Here is a 22,109-nt window from a genome sequence, read left to right on the forward strand (position 1 = left end):
GGACGAGTGCCCGCCGCCACAGGAGTGGTGGCCCCCGTGGTGCCCGCCGGAGTGCCCGCCCGAGGACGACGAACCCCCGTCTCCGGCCCACCAGCTGCTGCTCGTACCGGCGGCGCTCCCGCCGTAGAGCCCGCTGCGGCGGCCCGATCCCTTGCTGAGCCTGTCCCTGCGCCCCGCGCGGACGATCATTCCGATGAAGGCGACTGCGATCACCGCCAGGATGACGAAGAAGAACATGACGTCACCCTCCTTCCAGTTCCCCCGAAGCGGCCCCCCGTGGGCGCCCCGGTTGGTGCGTGAAGCAGGGATGCCCGGCTGTCTCACCTGCCAAAGCAGAGTTGAGGAACTTCAGAGGGTTCTCAAACGGAAACGGCCCCTGACCTGCACAAGTGGGCAGATCAGGGGCCGTCCAAAGCTCACTGGGCCGTCTCTGGGCCGTGATCTCCCTCAGGGGTGCGCTGAAACACGGCGTCGATGGCTCGCCGAGCGCGCTCACGACTTTCGGGCATGAGATGAGCGTAGACCCGCAGCGTCAGCGCCGGGTCGGCATGCCCCATGTACTCGCTCACGGCCTTGATGCTCTCGCCGGCATCCAGCAGCGCGGAAGCGTAGAAGTGCCGGAGAGCATGCATGCCGTGCTCGCGAGCCGCCTCGTACTTGCCGTTCTCATCCGCTTCCGACGGGATGAGGCCCGCCGCCGCGAGAGCGGGTTTCCACTCCTTGCCGTTGAAGTTGCTCCGCCACACCATGCCCCCTTGCCCAGCCGTAAAGATCAGCCGGGCAGACACCTTCCGCCCCTCCGGCACATCCCACGGCAACGCGATCTCGACGGGCTTGTAAGCATCCATGTGCGCCCGGAGGGCTCCCGCCACGGAGTCGGGCAACGGCACGTCCCGCTTCTTGCCGCCTTTGGGGAGCGCGAACACCGGATGACCTTCCACGTGCTTGATCTGCCGGACCACATGGAGCGTGCGCCCGTCAACGTCCATGGCGTCCTCGCCCAGTCCGAACACCTCACCCTGGCGCAGACCGCACCCGGCGCCGACATCAACCATCGCTTGGTACCGATCTAGAAGCGCCGCTCGAACGGCGAACACCTGAGCAGGCGCCCACGGGATCACCGGATGCGCCTCAGACTTGGGCCTCCGTACGGTCCGCGCGCCGCACGGGTTGCGCGACAACAGCGTGTCGTCGACAGCGGCGGACAGGACCGCCTGAACATCCGCGAAGATGTTCCGGGCGTAGGAAGGGCCCACGCTCGGCTTCGCTTCCAGAGCAGAGACGAGTTCCCTGATGTGCTCCGGGCGGAAGGTCCCGATCGGCCGAGAGCCGAGCACCGGGTAGACGTGCAGGCGCAGGCGCCGGCCAAGCTCCTTCCGGGTCATCGGACTGGACGTCTTGCTGTCCAGCCACTTCTCCGCGTACTGCCGGAACGTGGTCTGCATGGACTTGGGATCGGTGTACTGACCCCGCGTCATGTCCGTCTCAACGGCACTGAGCCACTTCTCAGCGATGCGCTTCTTGCCATCGGGGAAGCTCTTGGACTTCTCGCTGCCATCGGGTCCGACGTACCGGGCTCGATAGCGCATGCCCGTGCCGTAGCGCTCGGACTTGACCTTGACCGACTTGCCATCCGGCCCGACCTCGGCCTTGTACCAACGGTCTTGGACGTGTCCGGCCATCAGGCAGCCCCTTCCATCAGGGACTCAACCCAGGCCCGTACGTCCTCAGGGTCAAAACGCACGTAGCGACCGACGCGGAAGCCTCGCGGTCCGATCCCCTTCCGGCGCCACTGGTAGACCGTCTCGACACTGGGCAGGCGCAGCAGCGTCACGAGGTCTTCCGGGGTCAGGTACTGATCAGGCAACGGCAGACTCATGCGCACACCTCCCAGTCCTCCCAGGCGAGTTGTTCTTGCAGGGCTTCGCGTGCGATCTCTCGGTTCTCGCGGATGCCCTTGGCGATCGAGGCCGCGAACCAGGACTCGCCGGGCGTGTGACCCTGTCCCGCGTAGATCCAGTGCGCGAGGACCAACGTGGAGCCCTCCGAGTCGTCGACCTCGGGCAGGCCCCGTTCGCGGCGTTCCTGCCGGGCGCGGTATTCGGCACGCACCTGCCGGAGGGCGCCCAGGGTGGTCGAGTACTGGCGGGACTTGGTGGAGAAGTGCCCGCGGAAGCCGAGCATGTGGGCCCAGTGCGCGAGCATCCGTTCCGGGTAGGAGTCGTCCAGGTCCCAGCACGCTTCGATCAGGCGCCGTGTGTGGCCGGGCAGCGGGAGCTTGTCGAGTTCGGACAGCTCCCCGATCCTGCGGTCGACCGTGCCCGTGGTCTCCGCCGCCTTCGTGGCGTACTTGGCCACGTACGAGGCCACCGCCTGTTCGGTCAACTCCTCATCGCCCAGGGCGCCGATGGCCTGGACGTCGACCTGTGAGCCCCACCGCAGCGTGCGGGCGGGGAAGTCCCCGGAGGCGGGCACCGGCACCGACACACGCCCGGCAGCGGCACGGATCGCAGCGTCCAGGAGAGCGACCGTGGCCCAGGCCGGCGGGGACGTGTCGGGCCCGTCCGGACCATCCAGCCGCACCACCGCGTGGAAGTGCACCGCACCGCGCTTCTGGAACTCCGCGACCTTCCCGAAGGAGACCCGGCACACCTCCTTCAGGGCCGCCTGAGTCAGGCCCGCATGCGCGGCGATCTCACGGCGCAGGTAGATCGTGAACCGGCGCCACAGGTCCCCGGCGAAGTTGTTGAACAGCACCGCCCCCGCGTAGTCGTACCGCTCCGGAGCCAGCGCCGTACCGAGCGCCGGATCGTCCTCAGCGTGGGAGCTCCCGCAGCGGCAGCGGCCGGAGGCAGGCCGGTTATGCACGGGCCCGAACGAGGGCGCCGTGAGGGTGGCGAAGACGCGGGGGTGATCCCGCACGACCGTCGAGACGCCCTTGTTGATGTCTCCGGTGATCCCGGCCCGGATCAGGTGGTAGGTGTCCCCCGCGTAGGTCCAGGCGCACGAGGGACAGCGCGAGGCACGGCGGTTTCCGCAGGCGACCCGGAGCATGCCGCCCGGTTCACCCTCCGTGCTGTAGGAGTAGAGGACATCACCGGTCTTGGCGTCACGGGTGACGGTCTGGCCCTGGAGACGGATCGGGTGCGCGCAGCCGCCCGTGCTGTGGACTTGCTCTTGCCAGCGGTCGAAGCCCGGCGAGTTGGCCACCCTCAGCAGATCAGCGAGGGTGATCGGGTCGGTGCCCATGGAGGCCGCGACACCAGCCACGGCCTCCGGGGAAACGGGAAACACGGTCACCGGCGCCTGCCCTTGGGGGTGCTGGCCGAGGAGCACGAGGGACCCGAAGGAACCGCGTTCGGGTCGGCCTCGCCGCGCGGCCGAGGGCCGTTCGGGGAGAAGGAGAGATACGGCTCCGAGCGCTCGTGGTACTCCCGAACCCTGCGGTTCTCAGCGGCCTGGAGCTTGGCCTGTTCGATCTTCAGGCCTTCCACCTCGGGGTCACGGCCCCGTCCGAACAGACCCATTACGCGGCCACCGCCTTCAGGACCGAAGGCGCGGGGGTGAAGGTCTGGGCGCGGTAGCCGGGCATCGGCTCGTCCTCGGGGCCGATCGTGACCGGGTAGGTCTCGGCGATCTCGACACAGATGCACGAGACGATCAGGCCGACCTTGCCGGACAGCGACCCGTCCTCGTCCACGACGCGGCCCAGGCCGTTGCAGTCCGCGCACACGTCCGAGTCGAGGTTCTCGTCGTCACGGCACGGCACACGCTCGTCATACGCGGCCGACCACACGTCGACCATGAGGAGCGGCGACACGGCGCACTCAGGCATGATGGAACTTCCCTTCACGGGACGTGGGGGCGGCGAATCTGCTTGGCGGTAGGAGCGCCGCCCCCGGCGAATGACATGTGCTGATTCCCACCCTGTCGAAGCAGCGGGTACAGCTCTATAGTGTTCTAGAGCACCTTCACCGTCAAGAGGGTGTACTGAAGTGCTTTAGAACAGGAGCTGAAGACATGTCCGGAACGATGCCCGCCTTGCCGCCCTACCAGCGCATTGCCGCGCAGATCAAAGGGCAGATTGAGCGCGGCGAGCTTCATCCGGGGGACCGAATCCCGTCTGTCCGAGACATCGTTCGCGACGAGGGTGTGTCGGTCGCCACGGCTACGCGAGTCGCGGCGGTACTGCGGGCAGAGGGGTATGCAGAGACCATCCAAGGGATTGGAACGGTGGCGCGCATGCCCAGCAAGATCACAACTGGCCCTGATCGGCTCCAGCTCCAGCGGACTACGGGAAGCGGCTTCCGGCCGGGCGAACGAGTCGAGATCGTGAGCGCCGACGTGGTGCCGGCGAACGCGGAAGTGGCTGATGCCCTTGGGATCGACGAAGGGAATTCGGTAGTCCAACGGCGCCGACGCTACCTAGACGAAGAGGGAGTGATCGCACTCTCCACGTCATGGCTGCCTGGGGAGTTGGGCGAAGCCGCTCCAGAACTCACGTCTACGGGCCCTCTACCGAAAATGACCTTCGGGCTGATCGAGGACCGGACCGGACGCCGAGCGGTGAAGCGGCGCGACGTCGTTTCGATTCGGCCTGTACCGGAAGACGTAGCCTCTCTGCTGGATCTTGAGGCCGGAAGCCTGGTACTGAGCATGGCTAACACCTACTGGGACCAGTACGGACAAGTCACCGAGTACGCCCGCGACTTCATGGGGCCGGACCGCGAGCTTGCAGCCGACTATGACCTTGAGTAGGCGCAGGTCGTGCGCCGCACAGTCCTGAGCCGGTTACAGGTTTCTCTACCTCATCAAGCCCCGCCCGTTGGGCGGGGACGGGGACCCTCTCACCACGGCCCGCAGCGTCCAACGAAGCTCCCAGCCGTCGCACACTTGGGAGAACAGGACACGACAGCAACCGTAAGGTTCCTCAGCACTCCCACGCTGCACACACCCCTCAGGACTCCCGCCTCAACCCCCTTGGGTCGCAGGCCCAACAGCAGCACGGGACATCGGCGAGGGGCTCTTGGCCCTTCGGCCATCCGGTCGCGCTGACCCTGCTGGCTTTCGGCCGTCGCTGCGTAGATCACACCCCACCGGCCCGCACTGCGGGCCGGCGCGGGCTCGGGGCTCGGGGCTGCGCTCCATGCCTTCGGCACCGCGCCGCCCCGGCCCCGGCCCCGCGCCACCATCGTTGCCCCGGGGTGATCACGCTTCACACTCCGACCCCGCCAAGGGCCGATGCGCCGGACCGAGCCTGATTCCCCGCCCATGACCCACACCATCAGGCCCGACCTTGGGGGAAGACGGCATTGCCCACAGGTCCACTTGCATGATCAGGCACGGGCCAACAGACGCTTTGAACCCAAAAGCAGGTGCGCGACGGCTGGGAGCTTCGTTGGACGCTGCGGGCCGTGGCGGGCGGGACCGTGGCTGGCTGGGGTGGTCGCTCCGAGACTTTAAGGTCTGCTGATCTGCGGGGCCCCTCCGAGAGCAAGAAAGGGGGCCGAGTGCCTGCTTCGCACGGTGAGGATCAATGACCCTCTCCATTGGATCAAGTGTAATAGCCCCCTTTCGTGCTCTCGCCCCACAGATCACCAGACCTCAAACTCTCTCCCCCGACCCGTGCACACGATCACGAAGTGGTTGGTTTCACGTGAAACACCGATAGAGCCCAACTCCCGTACGGGCAGGTCGAGTTAAGGGAGGGTGCCGGAGCGATGGGGTACACGGCGAGCGTCCACGTCTGGGCCGTCTGTGGGCCGTCCGAAGGCAGCCGACAACGACCAACGACGACAGACGACGACGGCTCCGGTGCTGCTCAGAGGGGGTACGCGGGATGTCGCCGCAGGTCCCGACCCGTGAACGTGAGTTGAGGAACTCCAGAGCTTGGGCGCAGGATGACCGGCATGACCTCCACCGCACGCCCCCTCCTCAACCGCCGGCTCGCCGAGTTCGGGACGACGATCTTCGCCGAGATGTCCGCCCTGGCCCTGAAGACCGGGTCGATCAACCTCGGCCAGGGTTTCCCCGACACGGACGGCCCCGAGGAGATCCGCGAGGCGGCGGTCCGCGCACTGCGCGACGGACGCGGCAACCAGTACCCGCCGGGCCCCGGCGTCCCCGAACTCCGCACCGCGATCGCCGCCCACCAGCAGCGCCGCTACGGCCTCTCCTACGACCCCGACGCCGAGGTCCTGGTCACGGCCGGCGCGACGGAGGCGATCGCCGCGGCCCTGCTGGCCCTGGTGGAGCCCGGCGACGAGGTCGTCGCGTTCGAGCCGTACTACGACTCCTACGCGGCCTGCATCGCGATGGCGGGCGGCACGCGCGTGCCGGTCACCCTGCGCCCCTCGGAAGGCCCCCGCGACGGAGTCGCACATCGACACTTCCGGCTGGACCTGGACGAGCTGCGCGCCGCCGTCACCGACCGCACCCGCCTCCTCCTGATCAATACCCCGCACAACCCGACCGGCACCGTCCTCACCCGCGAGGAACTCGCCGCCATCGCCGAACTCGCCGTGGAACGCGATCTGTTGGTGATCACCGACGAGGTGTACGAGCACCTGGTGTTCGACGAGGCCGAGCACATTCCGCTGGTGACGTTCCCGGGGATGCGGGAGCGGACGGTGTCGATCGGTTCGGCGGGCAAGACGTTCTCGTTCACGGGCTGGAAGGTCGGCTGGGTGACGGGGACACCGGCGCTGGTGACGGCCGTACGGTCGGCGAAGCAGTTCCTGACGTATGTGGCGTCGGGCCCGTTCCAGTACGCGGTGGCGGAGGCGCTGTCCCTCGCCGACGCGTACTTCGACGCCTTCCGCGCGGACATGCTGGCCAAGCGGGACGTCCTGGCGACGGGCCTGACGGAGGCGGGCTTCGAGGTCTTCCGCCCGGCGGGCACGTACTTCATCACCACCGACATCCGCCCCCTCGGCGCAGAGCTGTCCAAAAACGGTGACGGCTTCGCCTTCTGCCGCGCCCTGCCGGAACTCGCCGGTGTCGTCGCCATCCCGAACGCGGTCTTCTACGACCACCGGGAGGCGGGCGCGCCCTTCGTACGGTTCGCGTTCTGCAAGAAGACCAGCGTGCTGGAGGAGGCGGTGGGGCGGCTCCGCAAGGCATTCGCGGGCTGACCGTCGTCCTGCGCGGGACTGGTCGACGTGTCCCCCGCCGCCTCGCCTGCCCGGCACTTTCGCGCCGAAGGCCGTCATTTCGGCGCTTGCCGCACCGACAGGGGTGAACGTACAATATTCTGTACGTGGAAGGAAGGTCGATTGTGAAGACCATGACGTATTCCGAGTCGCGCGCGCGGTACGCCGAGGTGCTCAACTCCGTCACCGACGACCGCGAAGAGGTCGTCATCACCCGGGCCGGACATGAGCCGGTCGTCATCGTCTCCCTTGAGGACTACGAGTCCCTGAAGGAGACGGCGTACCTGCTGCGCAGTCCGGCCAACGCCCGGCGCCTGCTCGCGTCCATCGACGAGCTGGAAAACGGCGGCGGCACCGTGCGCGAGCTGGCAACCGACGAGTAAGGGCCGCGAGTTGAAGATCACCTTCTCCTCCCGCGCCTGGGAGGACTACCTGTGGTGGCAGCTTCAGGACCGGAAGATCCTTAAGCGCATCAACGCGCTCATCGCGGACATCACCCGGAACGGCAACGAGGGCATCGGCAAACCGGAACCCCTCAAGCACGGATTCCAGGGCTACTGGTCGCGCCGCATCAACGACGAGCACCGGCTGATCTACAAGGCCACCGAGGACGGCGTCCTGATCGCACAGTGCCGCTACCACTACGAAAGCTGACAGGGCCAGGGGAGGGCGCGCCCTTCGTACGGTTCGCGTTCTGCAAGCGGGCGGGTGTGCTGGAGGACGCGGCGGAACGGCTGAAGAAGCCGGCCGGCTGAGAGGCGTAACGACCGGCGCCCGTCCACAGGCTGTGGACGGGCGCCGGTACATTCACGCAAGTCATACGGGACTGAGCGGTACTGACGAGGACTACTCCTCGTCGTCCTCAGGCTTCTCGACGGCCTCGTCGACTTCCTCGGTGAGGCCGAGCTGCTCGACGAGCCAGCGGTCGAACTCGATCGCCGCGCGCACCCAGCTGACCGTCGAGGACACGAAGTGGTTCAGGTCGACGCCGGTGCCGATCAGCATCTGCGCCTCACCGATGAGGCGGACGGTGCCGTCGTCATGGGTGTGGGTGTAGACCTTGGGCCACAGGGTGCGGCGGTTCCAGTCGTCGATCGACTCCAGCAGCTGCGGCTTGACGTCGATGTCGTGCGGACGGTCGTAGAACGTCCGCACCGAGAAGACCAGCTGGTCGTCCTCACCGCGGAACATGAAGTACGTACGGAACTGCTCCCACGGCGCCGCGAGGTCACCCTCGTCGTCGACGACATACTTCAGCTCCATCTGGTCGAGGAGCTGCTTCACGAGGTCCTGATCCGGGACGACGGGGCCCGCCGGTCCTTGGGGGTTCGGCTCGGGCTGGCCCCCGAAGTTCGGAATCGAGGACGGGTCGATGCTCACCGTGTATTTCCCTTCGTACGGATTCCGCCATCCTCCCCCATGCGGGGAGGGGGGTGGCAACCCCTGACGGACCTGTCCGCCACGGGCTGACCGGATACGGTCATGCACATGCGGAGGGGGATGCGGTGGCTGCTGTGGGGGTTGTGGTCGATCTGCCTGGTCCTCGTGGTGGGGGCGGGCTGGTGGTTCGTGCGGGCGACGCTCTACGCCGCCTCCAGTGACGACCCTCCCGGCACCGTCGGTACCGTCGGCTGCGCCGAGGCCATGGACTTCTCCGGCGCCACCCTGCCCGAGGACACCCGGGACGAGGCCTGCACCTCGTACACCTGGCAGGGCCAGGCGTACGACGGCACCTTCCGCATGCCGCGCGCGGCGGTACGGGGATGGCTGACCGAGTCGTTCCCGGACGGCGCGAGCATCCCCTGCGAGGCGGACGACGACCTGTGCGTCCGCGTCGTCCACGGCCCGCACACGGCCGACGCCTACGACGTGACGGTGAGCGTGCGCTACGAGGGCGGGTCCGCCGGGGACACCGCCCTCGTCACCTTCGACGCGAGTTCCTACTGAACGCCGGACGTCACGAGCCGAACACCGGGCGTCACAGCGTCTTTCCGGTGGCCGGCCCCACGATCAGCCCGTCCCCGAACGCGTCCACCCGCACCGTGTCCCCGTCCTTGACCTCGCCCGCCAGGATCTCCTTGGCGAGCCGGTCGCCGATCGCCGTCTGGACGAGCCGCCGCAGCGGGCGCGCCCCGTACGCCGGGTCGTTGCCGTTGTCCGCGAGCCAGGTCAGGGCCTCGTCGCTGATCTCCAGGGTGAGGCGGCGTTCCGCGAGGCGCTTGGCGAGGCGGCCGATCTGGAGCGCGGCGATGCGGCCCAGTTCCTCCCTGTCGAGCGCCGAGAAGACGACCAGGTCGTCCAGCCGGTTCAGGAACTCCGGCTTGAAGGACGCCCGGACCACCTGAAGGACCTGTTCCTTCTTCTCGTCCTCGCCCGTGGTCTGGTCGATCAGGAAGTTGCTGCCCAGGTTCGAGGTGAGGATCAGGATCGTGTTGCGGAAGTCGACCGTGCGGCCCTGACCGTCCGTCAGCCGGCCGTCGTCCAGCACCTGGAGCAGGACGTCGAAGACCTCGGGGTGCGCCTTCTCGACCTCGTCGAGCAGGATCACCGAGTACGGCCGCCTGCGCACCGCCTCGGTGAGCTGGCCGCCCTCCTCGTAGCCGACGTATCCGGGCGGGGCGCCGACCAGCCGGGCCACGCTGTGCTTCTCGCCGTACTCCGACATGTCGATGCGGACCATCGCCCGCTCGTCGTCGAAGAGGAAGTCCGCGAGCGCCTTGGCCAGTTCGGTCTTGCCCACGCCCGTCGGGCCCAGGAAGAGGAACGAGCCGGTGGGGCGGTCCGGGTCCGCGATGCCCGCGCGGGTGCGCCGTACGGCGTCGGAGACCGCCTGTACGGCCTCTCGCTGGCCGATGAGGCGGCGGCCCAACTCCTCCTCCATGCGCAGGAGTTTCTGCGTCTCGCCCTCCAGGAGACGGCCTGCGGGAATGCCGGTCCAGGAGCCGACGACGTCCGCGATGTCGTCGGGGCCGACCTCCTCCTTGACCATCGTGTCCTTGGAAGCTTCCTCCTCAGCCTGGGAGGCCTCCTCCAAGTCCCTTTCCAGGGAAGGGATCTCGCCGTAGAGCAGCTTGGACGCGGTGTCGAAGTCGCCGTCGCGCTGGGCGCGTTCGGCCTGGCCGCGGAGTTCGTCGAGCTTCTCCTTCAGCTCGCCGACGCGGTTGAGGGACTGCTTCTCCTTCTCCCAGCGGGCGTTGAGGCCGCGCAGCTCCTCCTCGCGGTCGGCGAGGTCGCGGCGCAGCTTCTCCAGCCGCTCGATGGAGGCGGCGTCCGTCTCCTTGTCGAGTGCCAGCTCCTCCATCTTCAACCGGTCGACGGAGCGCTGGAGTTCGTCGATCTCGACGGGGGAGGAGTCGATCTCCATGCGCAGGCGGGACGCCGCCTCGTCGACGAGGTCGATCGCCTTGTCCGGGAGGAAGCGGGAGGTGATGTAGCGGTCGGAGAGGGTCGCGGCCGCCACCAGTGCGCTGTCCGCGATGACGACCTTGTGGTGCGCCTCGTAGCGGCCCTTGAGTCCGCGCAGGATCGCGATCGTGTCCTCGACGCTCGGCTCCGCGACCAGCACCTGCTGGAAGCGGCGCTCCAACGCCGGGTCCTTCTCGATGCGTTCGCGGTACTCGTCGAGGGTGGTCGCGCCGACCATGCGCAGTTCGCCGCGGGCGAGCATCGGCTTCAGCATGTTGCCGGCGTCCATCGCTGAGTCGCCGCCGGCGCCCGCGCCCACGACGGTGTGCAGCTCGTCGATGAAGGTGATGATCTGGCCGTCGGAGTCCTTGATCTCCGCGAGGACGGTCTTGAGCCGCTCCTCGAACTCGCCCCGGTACTTCGCCCCCGCGACCATCGCACCCAGGTCCAGCGCGACCAGCCGCTTGTTCTTGAGGGACTCCGGCACGTCCCCCTTGACGATCCGCTGCGCCAGCCCCTCGACGACGGCGGTCTTGCCGACGCCGGGCTCGCCGATCAGCACGGGGTTGTTCTTCGTGCGGCGGGACAGCACCTGGACGACCCGCCGGATCTCCTGGTCCCGCCCGATGACGGGATCGAGCTTGCCCTCGCGCGCGGCGGCCGTGAAGTCCGTACCGAACTTCTCCAGCGCCTTGTACTGCCCCTCGGGGTCGGGTGTGGTCACCCGGCGCCCTCCCCTGCTCTTCTGGAACGCGTCCAGCAGCTTCTTCGCACTGGCCCCCTGCTGGGAGAGTACGTCCCCGGCCGCGCCGCCCTTCGCGGCGATACCGATCAGCAGGTGCTCGGTCGAGAGGTAGTCGTCCCCGAGCTCCTTCGCGCGCTCACCCGCGTCCGCGATCACCGCGAGCAGCTCGCGGCTGGGCTGCGGCGGCGCGACGGTCGACCCGGTCACACTCGGCAGCGAGCCGAGCACCCGCTCGGCCCCGGACCGTACGGCGGCCTGGTCCGCGTCGACGGCCGCCAGCAGGTCGGTGATGTTCTCGTTGTCCTGCCCTTCGAGCAGGGAGAGCAGCAGATGCGCCGGGGTCAGATCCGCGTGCCCCCCGGTCACGGCACGGTTGCTGGCCGCGTTGATCGCGTCCCGGCTCCTGTTGGTCAGCTCGGCGTCCACGTTCCGGTACTCCTCCTCCTACGACCTTCGTGCACGGAATGACAGGGTCAACGTGCACAAAGTTGAGTCTATTCCACTCAAGGCAGTGGCGGGACGGATCGAGGGACTAAGTTCCGGGCCATGACCACCTACCCGGTCGACCCGGGCGATCCCGACCCGTCGTATCTCAGCTTCTGGCGGGAACGGCACCTGTGCACCCTCACCACCCTCCGCCCAGACGGCAGCCCGCACGTCGTCCCCGTCGGAGTGACATACGACCCGGAGGCGCGGCTCGCTCGGGTCATCGCGAACAAGTCGAGCACGAAGGTGGCGAACGTCCTGGCCGCCGGCCCCCAGGGGGCACGGGTCGCCGTGTGCCAGGTGGACGGGCGGCGCTGGGCGACGCTGGAGGGCCGGGCCTTCGTACGCGTCGAACGCGACCGGGTCGCCGAGGCGGAGCGCCGGTACGCGGAGCGTTACGAGCGGGTGCCGTCGCCGAACCCGTCCCGGGTGGTGATCGAGATCGAGCTCACGCGGGCGATGGGGAAGGCGGTGGGGAAGGCGCCGGGGAAAAGCTGAAGCGCCGATTTCCAGCCACCCGGGATCGGCCGATACCCGGAGATTCCGCACAAACTGCAGCGGCGTCACCGTGTTCAGGTCACGGTGACGCCGCTGCGGGGGGAAGCACCTGAGCGATCTGTTACGACGGGGGAATCGCGTCAGGCACTGCGGGGGGTGGCTGAGATGGTCTGGACGTCGGGGGCATCCGTTTCCACCAGCCGGTGGTCTCGCTGGTCAAGATTCACAAAGATCATTCCGTACCGGATGGCACATCGCACTGGCTGCGGCGCCCCCCGGGGCCGCCGCAGACACCGGTACGCCCGTACGTCCTCGTCCTCGTCCCGCGTCACGACGACCGGCTCACCGAACACGGTCACCATAAGCGAGTCACCGCTGTGGGGGATGGCGGTGGCCAGGTCGATGAAGTGCCAGCCGGAGCGGTAGGCCGTGGCCATCTCTCGGCGGAAGCTGCGGTCGTCGGGAGGCGTCGTCATGTCACGACCATTGGGTGTCGCCGGGCGTGGCCACGGCCTCGTCGACTGCCGCGTCGGCCCTCACCGATGACCATTGGGTGTCCCCCGCCCGCGTGTCGCTCTTCGCACCAGAAAGGCCACTCAGCGTTCCGAAGGCCACAACGGCGGAGAAGGCGGCGACAAGCACCGAGCGAAGCATTCTCTTACGCATAGTTGGCTTCGTCCTCACTTGAAGGTCCCCTCTTCCCCCGTCTGATAAGACGATGGCTCATTCAGGCACGTCATGACCACACAATGAGTGCATCATGTTCCTGCATGTTCAGGACCCTGGGGGGTGGAGATTTGACGACAAATCCGACAGAAGCGACACATCCCCACGCAATCGCTGAACTGTGTGAGGAGGGAAGGCGCGTATACGCCAACGCACTGCGCACGGGACGCGTCGCCCGCGCGGAAGTGGAGAACGCTCCCTGCTTGATGGAGTTCGCCCTCCTGCACGCCGATCCGGACGACGAGAACTGGCTCCGGCCGGTGCCCCCCTCGGTGGCGCTGTCCGTGCGGCTGAACCCGCTCGAACGCGAGATCTCCGAGCGCAGGCGCACATCCATGGAGCTGGCCGAGGTCTTCGAGCCGTTCATGACGCTCACCGCCCAGGGCTCGGCCCCGGAGCACTCGATCACCGTGCTGGAGGGTCTCGACCGCATCAACGGTGCCCTCGACCTGGCCACGGACCAGTGCCGCAACGAGGTACTGACGGTCCAGCCGAGCGTCCGCCATCCCGAACGCCGGATCATGGAGGGCCTGGAACGCGACAAGACCCTGACCGACCGTGGCGTGCGGATCCGGACGCTGTACCAGCACACCGCCCGGTACATCCCGGAGCGGCTGGCCTACGTGGACCAGTTCGCCAACGGCAAGGTGGAGTACCGCACCATCGACGAGCTGGTCGAGCGCCTCGTCATCTGTGACGAGACGGTCGCCTTCATCCCCATCCGGGACGACCGTCAGGTCGCCCTGGAGCTGCGGCACCCGGGTCTCGTGAGCTACCTGATCAAGGTCTTCGAGTTCATGTGGAGCCGCGCGGTCCCGCTGAGCGCCGGCAGCCCCTACGAGACCGCCGCCGACGGCATCACCGACATCCAGCACTCCATCGCCAAGCTTCTCGTCGAGGGGCACGTCGACGAGGCGATCGCCCGGCGCCTGGGCATGAACGTGCGGACGTGCCGGGCCCACATCGCCAAGCTGGCCACGGCCCTGGGCAGCGGCAGCCGCGCCCAGCTCGGCTTCCTCATAGCCCAGTCGGGGATCCTGCAGCAGGACCAGCCGACGCAGGAGGGAGAAGGCCGACCGTGACCGAGGCACACACGCACGGAGCGGAGGACCTGTGCGCGGAGGGCCTGGAGCTGTACGTCCGCGCGCTGCGCGACGGGCGGGTCCCTGCCGAGGACGCGGACAAGTCGCCCTGCCTGGCCGGTCTCGGGCTGCTGCACTCCGACGTGGAAGACCCCCGGTTCCTGCGACCGGTCGCGCCCGCGTCCGTACTCCATCGGCTGCTGCGGCGATCGGCCGAGCGCATCGCGGACGAGCGGCGGCGTGAGGAGCGCCTGGAGTCCGTCTTCGAACCGTTGATGCAGCTCGACGGTTCCCGGACGGCGGCCATGGGCACCCCCGTGATCACGGTCCTCGGCGACAAGGAACGCATCAACCAGGCCATCACCGAGGCCATGGCGGACGCCACGGGCGAGCTCCTCACCATCCAGCCCAACATCACCTCCCGCAGCCAGGAGGCCCAGGCCGTCGCGCTCGTCCGCGACCAGGCCCTGCTCGACCGCGGCGGCCGCATCCGCGCCCTCTACCAGCACACCCAGCGCCACCGGCCGCTCGTCCTGTCCCGCTACGAGCAACTGCGGGGCGACGCGGAGGCCCGCACCCTGGACGAGGTCACCGACCGTCTCATCGTCGTCGACCGCACGGTCGCCTTCATCCCCGCCAACAGGGACCGCACCCTCGCCCTGGAGGTCCGCCACCCCGCGCTGATCGACTACTTCGTCAACGTCTTCGACCGCCTCTGGCACCTGGCCACCCCGATGCACCCCACAGCGGTCCGACGCCTCTCCCCCAACGGCATCAGCCAGCGCCAGCACGCCATAGCGAGCCTCCTCGTCGAGGGCCACACCGACGCCGTCATCGCCGACCGCCTCGGCATGAACATCCGCACCGCCCGCGTCCACATAGCCAAACTCGCCGCCACCCTCGGCAGCGAGAGCCGGGCCCAACTCGGCTATCTCATCGGGCAGTCGGGGATTCTCGATCCACGGGGGTGAGCTGCACGGGGACGTCCGGCAGGCGGGACGAGGCGCCGTCGAGGCCGACTTGGGCTATGCGCACGCCCAGTTGGGTACGGCTGGCCGCGCCCAGGGTCTCCGACAGGCGGGCGATGTGGGCGCGGCACGTCCGCACGCTTATGCCGAGCCGTTCCGCGATCACCGCGTCCTGGTGGCCGTCCGCGAGCAGGGCGGCGATGGACTGTTCGCGGTGCGAGATGCCCTCGATGCCGGTGTCCGGCAGGGCGGCCGCGACCGGGATCGCGAGGCGCCACAGGCGGTCGAAGACCGTGACGAAGTAGTCGATCAGCGCCGGGTGGCGCAGCTCCAGGGCCATCGTGTGGTCGGCGCTGGCGGGGATGAAGGCGACGGTGCGGTCGAAGAGGATCAGGCGGTCGACGACCTCGTCGAGCGTCCTCGCCTCCACGGCGTCGCCCATCAACTCCAGGTAGTTGAGCAGGCCTTGGCCGTGCCGGGCCACGTGGGTGTACAGGTCGCGCATCCGTACCCCGCGTGCGCGCAGGGCCAGCGCCCGGTGCAGGCCCTCCGTGAGTTCCGGCTCGCGGCGGATGCCGCCGGGCTGGACGGTGAGGACCTCGCTGGTGCAGGCCTCCGTCGCGTCGTCCATCGCCGCCTGGATCCGGGAGAGGCCGTCCAGGACACGGATCGCGGCGCCGCCCTCCAGCGTCGCCGACGCCATCGCGGACGCCTGGATACGGCGGCCGAGACCGGCGTACCACTCGAAGGCGGCGACCGCCGAACCCACCCGCCGGTGGCTCTCGCTGACCTCGTCGTAGACCCCGCGCAGCAGCCGGGTCATGACCTCCTGCGGGGCGGTCGGGACCAGCCAGTCCATGTCGTCGGGGTCGGGGTGGAGGAGGGCCAGCTCCAGCAGGCACGGCACCGGTTCGGCGTCCGTGCGCGGTACGCGGCCCCGCCGTACGGCCCGGGAGTACACACGGTCCCCGGCGTCGCAGAGTCGGTCAGCACCGTGTGGATGCTCGTCCGTCCCGTGCCCGGCCATCGCCCATCCCACCCCCGGTTCCCGGCTCTTTGCAGCGCAACTATGCGCGGACCGGTCCTGCTCCGCAACACGGCTCCCCCTCGAACAGCCCCCGAAAACCTCCGATATCAACCGCTATCTCCCGGCCTCCGCGCCTCGCCTTGCAACAAGCTGGGGGGTGTCCGGCCAGTAGCACCGAGTCCCTCGCCGCATCACTTTCCGCGTGAGCTGCCGGAAATCACTCAGAGATCGTCGTGTTACGTATCGCACTTAACGTCCCCTCATGGCGGACATATTTGACGCATACGCATTGGCCGATGCGTGGGACGAGATGTTTGTGCGGCCGGGTGAGGTCAGAACCGCCTACGAGCCGGTACTGGCGGCACTCCAGCCCATCGAGCCGAGTGAACTGCGCTTCCGCGCGGACCAGATGGCCCGCGCGTTCACCGACCGCGGCGTGACCTACGCCTTCGCGGGCGAGGAACGGCCCTGGCCCCTGGACCTGGTGCCCCGGATCATCGACGCGCTGGAGTGGGACCTCATCCAGCGCGGGGTGGCGCAACGAGTACGGGCCCTGGAGGCCTACCTCTCCGACGCCTACTCCCACTGCCGTGCCTTCGAGGACGGGGTCGTGCCCTGGCGGCTGCTCCTCAACTCGGCCCATTTCCATCGTGCCGCGCAGGGGGTCGAGCCACCGGGCGGGGTCCGCATCCACGTCGCCGGCATCGACCTCGTGCGGGACGAGGCCGGGGAACTGCGGGTGCTGGAGGACAACGTGCGGGTCCCCAGCGGGGTTTCGTACGTCATCGAGAACCGCAGAGCGATGACGCGGATCTTCCCGTCCCTCTTCGCCGAGCAGCACGTGGTCCCCGTCGACGGGTACGCGGGGCGGCTGCTGGCCGCTCTGCGCGCAGCAGCGCCCGCCGGGACCCAGGACCCCCGGGTCGTGGTCCTCACCCCGGGGCCGGGGAACGCCGCCTACTTCGAACACGCCCTGCTCGCCCGGCTGATGGGCGTGCAGCTGGTGGTGGGACACGACCTCGTCTGCCACAACAACCGGGTGTGGATGCGGACCACGCGCGGCGAGGTGCCCGTCCATGTCGTATACCGGCGCCTCGACGACGACTTCCTCGACCCGCTGCACTTCCGCCCCGACTCGGTGATCGGCTGCCCCGGCATCATGAACGCCGCCCAGGCCGGGAACGTCACACTCGCGAACGCGGTCGGCAACGGGATCGCCGACGACAAGCTCCTCTACACCTACGTCCCCGACCTCATCCGCTACTACCTCTCCGAGGAACCGATTCTCCCCAACGTGGAGTCCTACCGGCCCGACGAGCCGGGCCAGTTGGAGGCGGTCCTCGACCAGATCGACCAGCTGGTCGTGAAGCCCGTCGACGGCGCGGGCGGCCAGGGCATCGTCATCGGGCCCAAGGCGGACGCGAAGACACTCGAACGCACTCGCAAAGCCGTCGCCGCCGACCCACGCGGCTGGATCGCCCAGCGCCCCGTCGCGCTGTCCACCTCCCCCACCCTCGCGGGCGAACGCATGGCACCGCGCCACATCGACCTGCGCCCGTTCGCCGTGAACGACGGCACCGACGTCTGGGTGCTGCCCGGCGGCCTCACCCGCGTCGCCCTCCAGGAGGGCAACCTGATCGTCAACTCCAGCCAGGGCGGCGGCTCCAAGGACACCTGGGTGCTCGCGGAGGGCCCGGCCGAAAGCCCTTCCCCGGAACAGGGAAACGCGGCGCCACCGACCGTGGCGCCGCGTCAGCTAGGTCCCGACGGTACCCCCGGCGTCGTTCCGGAAGGGGCACAGCAATAAGGGGCGCAGCAGCATTGAACCCTCCCCCTCGAAAGCGAGGGGAATTCCTGGCTCACACTGCTCGGCCGCTCAGCGAACGGTCGAGTCCTACGCGATCAACACCAGCCGGGTTGGAACCAGCCCGGTTTCCCCATGGAATGGAGGTTGCTGTGCTGGCTTGGCTCTCGCTCAGCACGTGTCGACCCTACCTGGCGTGTGAGGTGGGGGCCCGGTGAACGACGTAATTCTCTCCCGTATCGCCGAGGCCCTGACGTGGACGGGCCGTTATGTCGAGCGCGCCGACAACACCGGGCGCATCCTCGACGCCTATCTGCACCGCCTGTTGGAGGACCCCTGGCGCGACGAGGACGTGGCCTGCCGGTCGCTGTACGCGATCCTCGGGGTCGACGCGGGCGGCGAACGCGTCGACATGCAGCAGGTGTTGGACCAGCTCGCCTTCGACGCCCGGTCCACGTGTTCCATCGAGGGCGCGCTCGGCGCCGCCCGCCTCAACGCCCGCAGCGCCCGGGAAGCCGTCTCCTCGGAGATGTGGGAGTGCCTCAACTCCACCTGGCACGCCCTCGCCGACCAACGCCTCGCGGCCCGCCGCACGGGCCCCTACGCCTATCTCGAACTCGTGCGCAGACGCGCCGCGCTGTTCTTCGGCCTCGCCGACTCCACGATGAGCCGCGACGACAGCTGGCGCTTCGTCGTCCTCGGCCGCAGCCTTGAACGGGTGGACATGACCGTACGGCTGCTGTCGGTACGGGTGCTGGACGCGGCGCACGCGCCCGACTGGCCGACGCTGCTGAGCGCTTCGGGCGCCGACGAGGCGTACGCGCGCGTGTACGGCGGTTTCGGGGACACCCCGAGAGTGGCCGAATTCCTCCTCCTGGACCGGGACTTCCCGCGCTCGGCGCTGCACGCGCTGACGACGGCCGAGGAGTGCCTCACGGCGCTCGGCCGCCAGCGCCAGGACCCGGCCCGCCGCCCTATCGGCCGGCTCCGCACCCGCCTCGAATACCTGGACTCGCACGCCTTGGAAGAGCAACTGCCCGCCCTCCTCAAGGACTTGCAGCACGCCTGCATGGACTCGGCGGAGGCGGTCGCGGAGTTGTTCTTCCCGTACCAGGGGCCCGTCGAGTGGGCCCAGGAAGGAGCCTGAGTTGACTTCCTCCCCCGCCTAAGGGCGGGGGATTCCAGCGGTCGCCCGCTGGGGTTCCTGCTTCATCGACGACCGCCCCGTCCGGGAGGACTCCCGTTGAGGTCTTACACCGTCTCCACAGGCAGACACGGCCAGCCCGGCCGCGAGAATGTTGCGTGCCGCGTTCACGTCGCGGTCATGCACGGTGCCGCAGTCGCACGTCCACTCGCGGACGTTCAACGGCAGCTTCCCGCGGATCGTGCCGCAGGTCCCGCACAGCTTCGAGCTGGGGAACCATCGGTCCACGACCACGAGTTCACGCCCGTACCAGGCGCACTTGTACTCCAGCATCATCCGCAGGTCGTGCCAGGCCGCGTCCGAGATGGCGCGGGCGAGCGTGTGGTTCTTGACCATGTTGCGGACGGTGAGGTCCTCGATCACGACCGTTTGGTTCTCACGGACGAGACGAGTGGTGAGCTGGTGCAGGAAGTCACGGCGCCGGCCGGTGATCCGGGCGTGGACCTTGGCGACTTTCACCCGGGCCTTGGCCCGGTTTGCCGAGCCCTTCTCCTTGCGGGACAGTTCTCGTTGGGCCTTCGCGAGACGGGCCCGGTCGCGGCGTTCGTGCTTCGGGTTGGTGACCTTCTCCCCGGTGGACAGGGTCACCAGGGACGTGATCCCGGCGTCGATTCCGACAGCGGCTGTGGTGGCCGGGGCCGGAGTGATCGTGTCGTCGCAGAGCAGCGACACGAACCAGCTTCCGGCCGCGTCCTGGGACACGGTCGCCGTGGACGGCTGCGCGCCTTCGGGCAGCGGCCGGGACCACACGATGTCCAGGGGCTCGCGCATCTTGGCGAGCGTGAGCCGACCGTCCCGGTAACGGAACGCCGAACTGGTGTACTCCGCCGAGCGGCGGGACTTCTTCCGCGACTTGAACCGCGGGTACTGCGCCCGTCCCTCGAAGAAGCTGGTGAACGCGCCCTGGAGGTGCCTCAGGCACTGCTGCAACGGCACCGAGGACACCTCGGTGAGGTAGGCGAGTTCCTCGGTCTTCTTCCAGCCGGTGAGCATCGCCGACGTGGCGTTGTAGTTGACCCTCTCCTGCCGCTGGTACCACGCGGTGGTACGGGCCTGGAGCGCCAGGTTGTAGACCTTCCGCACGCATCCGAACGTGCGCGACAGCTCCGCTGCCTGCACATCGTCCGGATAGAAGCGGTACTTGAACGCCCGCTTCACGTGAGTGGCCATGAGTCACAAACTATCATGGCAGCTTGTGACTGCCTGCGGACTGCCAGTGGCAGACGACGATCCGCCCTGGCGGCGAATCGCCTTCCCCTGCCCTGCTCCGCAGGAGTCCGTTTCCTCCCCGGCCTGAAGGCCGGGGTATCCACGGAGGAATCCCGATGACCCGTAGGCTTCGCATCCGCCACACCACCCGCGTGTCGTACGCCCAGGCGGCCGTCTCCTCCCACAACGAGGTGAGGATGACACCGCTGACACTCCCCGGCCAGACCACGCTGGACGCGCGCGTGACCGTCAATCCGACGACGCCGACCTGGTCGTACTGGGACTACTGGGGCACCCAGGTCACCGGCTTCGACCTGATGGACCCGCACGCGGACCTCACGATCACCGCGTCGAGCCTGGTCGAGACGTCCCCGCCGGAGCTGCTCGGCCCCTCCCCCACCTGGCAGGAGGTGACCGAACGGACCACGAACTCACGCCTGTTGGAGTTCACCGGCCCGACGGTCCGTACGACGGTCCCGCCGAAGCTGCTGAAGAAGGCGCGCAAGGCGGCCGTGGGACTCGATCCGCACGGGACGGCGGTCGCGGTCTCCGCGCTGGTCGCCGACCGGGTGTCCTACCTGCCCGGCGTCACCGGCGTGAACACCTCCGCCGCCGAGGCCTGGGAACAGGGCGCCGGCGTCTGCCAGGACATCGCCCACGTCACCATCGCCCTGCTGCGGGGACTGGGCCTGCCCACGCGCTACGTCTCCGGCTATCTCCACCCCGAGAGCGAGGCGGAGCTGCACCGCCCGGTGGCCGGGCAGAGCCACGCCTGGGTCGAGTACTGGGCGGGCGACTGGTGCGGCTACGACCCCACCAACCGGACCCGTCCCGACGAGTCCCATGTGGTGGTGGGCCGGGGGCGCGACTACGACGACGTGACCCCGCACAAGGGGATCTACCGGGGGGTGGCGGGCGGACCGCCGGAGGTGACGGTGGAGTTCACGCGGGTGGCGTAGCCCCAGGGGTCATGCCGGGGTCGCGCCCTGTCTCAGCCCCGCTTCGGGCCGGTGATCGCCTCGCCGATCACGAAGCCCTTGGCGGGGCCGTCCGGGATCTCGACCTCCGTGCCGTAGGGGACGCGGTGGATGTCCTCCCAGTCGGCCTTGTCGGGGCGGGGGCCGGTGAAAAGGGTTACGGCGCCTTGGCCGTCGTAGTCGTCGATGAGGAGGTACATGGGGATCCCAGCGCGGGCGTATTCGCGGCGCTTGCGGATGCGGTCACGGTCCTGGTTGCTTTTGCCGGGGGAAACCACCTCAATGACGAGGTGCACCGAGTCGGCCCTCACTCCCATGTCTTCCTCGTCACCGCATGGTTCCGTATCCTCCGGGGCTACGAAAGCGTCCGGGATCCACGCCTTGCGCTGGTGGATCAGGTTCACATCTTGGTGGCAGGCGTACTCGCCTCCGTCCAGGAACTTGTCCAGGGCCCTTCGCACGCGATTGGCGATTTGGCCGTGTGAACGGCGACCGGTGGGCGACACCTCGATGGCTCCCTCGATGATTTCAGCGCGGTAGCCCTCGGGGAGTTCCATGGCCTTCCATACCTGCCACAGGCCCTCCTCCGGATCGGATACGTTCAGGAATTCAGCCTGGGCCTCGGACATGGTCTCGGGCCTCTCATGTGCGAGAGCGGTCAAGATGGCATCACCTCCTCAAGTGTGGGCTGGGCGAGCTTGGGGCACAAGCAACGCGATCACGGTAGGTACTGCGATACGGCTGACCAGGTGAGATACCTCCGGTTCACCCGTTCGAGTGAAGCCGGAACGATCCACCACCCCCGCCGCCCAGCTCGAACCACACCC

23 protein-coding genes and 1 pseudogene are annotated in these 22,109 nt (G+C 68.5%); 12 read left to right on the forward strand and 12 right to left on the reverse strand.

Annotated features, from left to right (window positions below; genetic code table 11):
• The 6 genes from AC31A1_RS21400 to AC31A1_RS21425 all read right to left on the reverse strand — a co-directional run.
• Positions 1-237, reverse strand: a 237-nt coding sequence (locus tag AC31A1_RS21400; protein ID WP_489654848.1) for a hypothetical protein, incomplete at its 3' end; no start/stop codon positions are given.
• A 179-nt stretch (positions 238-416) separates the two neighbouring features.
• On the reverse strand, positions 417-1,682 hold the full coding sequence (locus AC31A1_RS21405; RefSeq protein WP_489654849.1) for a tyrosine-type recombinase/integrase: 1,266 nt from the start codon (positions 1,680-1,682) through the stop codon (positions 417-419).
• Complete coding sequence (locus AC31A1_RS21410; protein ID WP_489654850.1) at positions 1,682-1,879, reverse strand: helix-turn-helix transcriptional regulator; 198 nt, start codon at positions 1,877-1,879, stop codon at positions 1,682-1,684. Before AC31A1_RS21410 ends, AC31A1_RS21405 begins: the two co-directional genes overlap by 1 nt.
• Positions 1,876-3,249, reverse strand: coding sequence for a replication initiator protein RepSA (gene repSA / locus AC31A1_RS21415; protein ID WP_489654865.1), 1,374 nt, complete (start codon positions 3,247-3,249; stop codon positions 1,876-1,878). Before repSA ends, AC31A1_RS21410 begins: the two co-directional genes overlap by 4 nt.
• Before the next feature lie 47 nt (positions 3,250-3,296).
• Positions 3,297-3,527, reverse strand: coding sequence for a hypothetical protein (locus tag AC31A1_RS21420; protein WP_489654851.1), 231 nt, complete (start codon positions 3,525-3,527; stop codon positions 3,297-3,299).
• A complete protein-coding gene (locus tag AC31A1_RS21425) occupies positions 3,527-3,835 on the reverse strand; it encodes a hypothetical protein (RefSeq protein ID WP_489654852.1) in 309 nt (102 codons plus the stop codon). Before AC31A1_RS21425 ends, AC31A1_RS21420 begins: the two co-directional genes overlap by 1 nt.
• Positions 3,836-4,020: 185 nt before the next feature.
• On the opposite strand from AC31A1_RS21425, the gene AC31A1_RS21430 reads away from it, so the two are divergent.
• From AC31A1_RS21430 to AC31A1_RS21450, 5 genes and pseudogenes are all read left to right on the forward strand, one after another.
• Positions 4,021-4,758, forward strand: coding sequence for a GntR family transcriptional regulator (locus AC31A1_RS21430; protein WP_489654853.1), 738 nt, complete (start codon positions 4,021-4,023; stop codon positions 4,756-4,758).
• Positions 4,759-5,900: 1,142 nt separating this feature from the next.
• Complete coding sequence (locus AC31A1_RS21435; protein WP_489654854.1) at positions 5,901-7,133, forward strand: pyridoxal phosphate-dependent aminotransferase; 1,233 nt, start codon at positions 5,901-5,903, stop codon at positions 7,131-7,133.
• Positions 7,134-7,276: 143 nt separating this feature from the next.
• A complete protein-coding gene (locus AC31A1_RS21440; RefSeq protein WP_037676836.1) occupies positions 7,277-7,534 on the forward strand; it encodes a type II toxin-antitoxin system Phd/YefM family antitoxin in 258 nt (85 codons plus the stop codon).
• A 10-nt stretch (positions 7,535-7,544) separates the two neighbouring features.
• Entirely contained in the window at positions 7,545-7,805 is a 261-nt protein-coding gene (locus AC31A1_RS21445) for a Txe/YoeB family addiction module toxin (protein WP_328680960.1), read from the forward strand.
• An 11-nt stretch (positions 7,806-7,816) separates the two neighbouring features.
• A pseudogene (locus AC31A1_RS21450) lies at positions 7,817-7,906 on the forward strand (aminotransferase class I/II-fold pyridoxal phosphate-dependent enzyme); the annotation flags it as partial.
• A 91-nt stretch (positions 7,907-7,997) separates the two neighbouring features.
• Here AC31A1_RS21450 and AC31A1_RS21455 read toward each other — a convergent pair.
• Complete coding sequence (locus tag AC31A1_RS21455; protein ID WP_033284794.1) at positions 7,998-8,531, reverse strand: type III secretion system chaperone family protein; 534 nt, start codon at positions 8,529-8,531, stop codon at positions 7,998-8,000.
• 108 nt (positions 8,532-8,639) lie between these two features.
• On the opposite strand from AC31A1_RS21455, the gene AC31A1_RS21460 reads away from it, so the two are divergent.
• Positions 8,640-9,098, forward strand: a complete 459-nt coding sequence (locus tag AC31A1_RS21460; RefSeq protein WP_489654855.1) for a hypothetical protein — start codon at positions 8,640-8,642, stop codon at positions 9,096-9,098.
• A 31-nt stretch (positions 9,099-9,129) separates the two neighbouring features.
• On the opposite strand, the gene clpB is transcribed toward AC31A1_RS21460, so the two are convergent.
• A complete protein-coding gene (clpB, locus tag AC31A1_RS21465; protein ID WP_489654856.1) occupies positions 9,130-11,727 on the reverse strand; it encodes an ATP-dependent chaperone ClpB in 2,598 nt (865 codons plus the stop codon).
• A gap of 120 nt (positions 11,728-11,847) precedes the next feature.
• Between clpB and AC31A1_RS21470 the strand changes: the two genes are divergently transcribed.
• The gene (locus AC31A1_RS21470) at positions 11,848-12,285 is read left to right on the forward strand and encodes a pyridoxamine 5'-phosphate oxidase family protein (RefSeq protein ID WP_489654857.1); all 438 of its coding nucleotides are present in this window, start codon (positions 11,848-11,850) and stop codon (positions 12,283-12,285) included.
• A gap of 140 nt (positions 12,286-12,425) precedes the next feature.
• On the opposite strand, the gene AC31A1_RS21475 is transcribed toward AC31A1_RS21470, so the two are convergent.
• Complete coding sequence (locus AC31A1_RS21475) at positions 12,426-12,761, reverse strand: Rieske (2Fe-2S) protein (protein WP_026178811.1); 336 nt, start codon at positions 12,759-12,761, stop codon at positions 12,426-12,428.
• Positions 12,762-13,055: 294 nt separating this feature from the next.
• Between AC31A1_RS21475 and AC31A1_RS21480 the strand changes: the two genes are divergently transcribed.
• Both AC31A1_RS21480 and AC31A1_RS21485 read left to right on the forward strand, forming a co-directional pair.
• On the forward strand, positions 13,056-14,093 hold the full coding sequence (locus AC31A1_RS21480) for a helix-turn-helix transcriptional regulator (protein ID WP_489654858.1): 1,038 nt from the start codon (positions 13,056-13,058) through the stop codon (positions 14,091-14,093).
• Entirely contained in the window at positions 14,090-15,064 is a 975-nt protein-coding gene (locus AC31A1_RS21485; protein ID WP_489654859.1) for a helix-turn-helix transcriptional regulator, read from the forward strand. The genes AC31A1_RS21480 and AC31A1_RS21485 overlap by 4 nt, the downstream gene beginning before the upstream one ends.
• On the opposite strand, the gene AC31A1_RS21490 is transcribed toward AC31A1_RS21485, so the two are convergent.
• Entirely contained in the window at positions 15,027-16,088 is a 1,062-nt protein-coding gene (locus AC31A1_RS21490; RefSeq protein WP_489654860.1) for a helix-turn-helix transcriptional regulator, read from the reverse strand. The two genes, AC31A1_RS21485 and AC31A1_RS21490, sit on opposite strands and share 38 nt — an antisense overlap.
• Before the next feature lie 262 nt (positions 16,089-16,350).
• Between AC31A1_RS21490 and AC31A1_RS21495 the strand changes: the two genes are divergently transcribed.
• Together AC31A1_RS21495 and AC31A1_RS21500 are read left to right on the forward strand one after the other, a co-directional pair.
• A complete protein-coding gene (locus AC31A1_RS21495) occupies positions 16,351-17,895 on the forward strand; it encodes a circularly permuted type 2 ATP-grasp protein (RefSeq protein WP_489654861.1) in 1,545 nt (514 codons plus the stop codon).
• Positions 17,896-18,106: 211 nt separating this feature from the next.
• Positions 18,107-19,039 (forward strand): alpha-E domain-containing protein, encoded by a 933-nt coding sequence (locus AC31A1_RS21500; RefSeq protein WP_388110794.1) that lies wholly within the window; start codon positions 18,107-18,109, stop codon positions 19,037-19,039.
• 18 nt (positions 19,040-19,057) lie between these two features.
• Here the strand turns inward: AC31A1_RS21500 and AC31A1_RS21505 are convergent, their stop codons facing one another.
• Positions 19,058-20,266, reverse strand: coding sequence for an RNA-guided endonuclease InsQ/TnpB family protein (locus AC31A1_RS21505; RefSeq protein WP_489654862.1), 1,209 nt, complete (start codon positions 20,264-20,266; stop codon positions 19,058-19,060).
• Positions 20,267-20,421: 155 nt separating this feature from the next.
• Here AC31A1_RS21505 and AC31A1_RS21510 point away from each other — a divergent pair, with 155 nt between their 5' ends.
• A complete protein-coding gene (locus AC31A1_RS21510; protein WP_489654863.1) occupies positions 20,422-21,264 on the forward strand; it encodes a transglutaminase family protein in 843 nt (280 codons plus the stop codon).
• A gap of 32 nt (positions 21,265-21,296) precedes the next feature.
• Here the strand turns inward: AC31A1_RS21510 and AC31A1_RS21515 are convergent, their stop codons facing one another.
• The gene (locus AC31A1_RS21515; RefSeq protein WP_489654864.1) at positions 21,297-21,911 is read right to left on the reverse strand and encodes a Uma2 family endonuclease; all 615 of its coding nucleotides are present in this window, start codon (positions 21,909-21,911) and stop codon (positions 21,297-21,299) included.
• Positions 21,912-22,109: the final 198 nt, after the last annotated feature.

Source organism: Streptomyces sp. P5F9, from assembly GCF_057961495.1.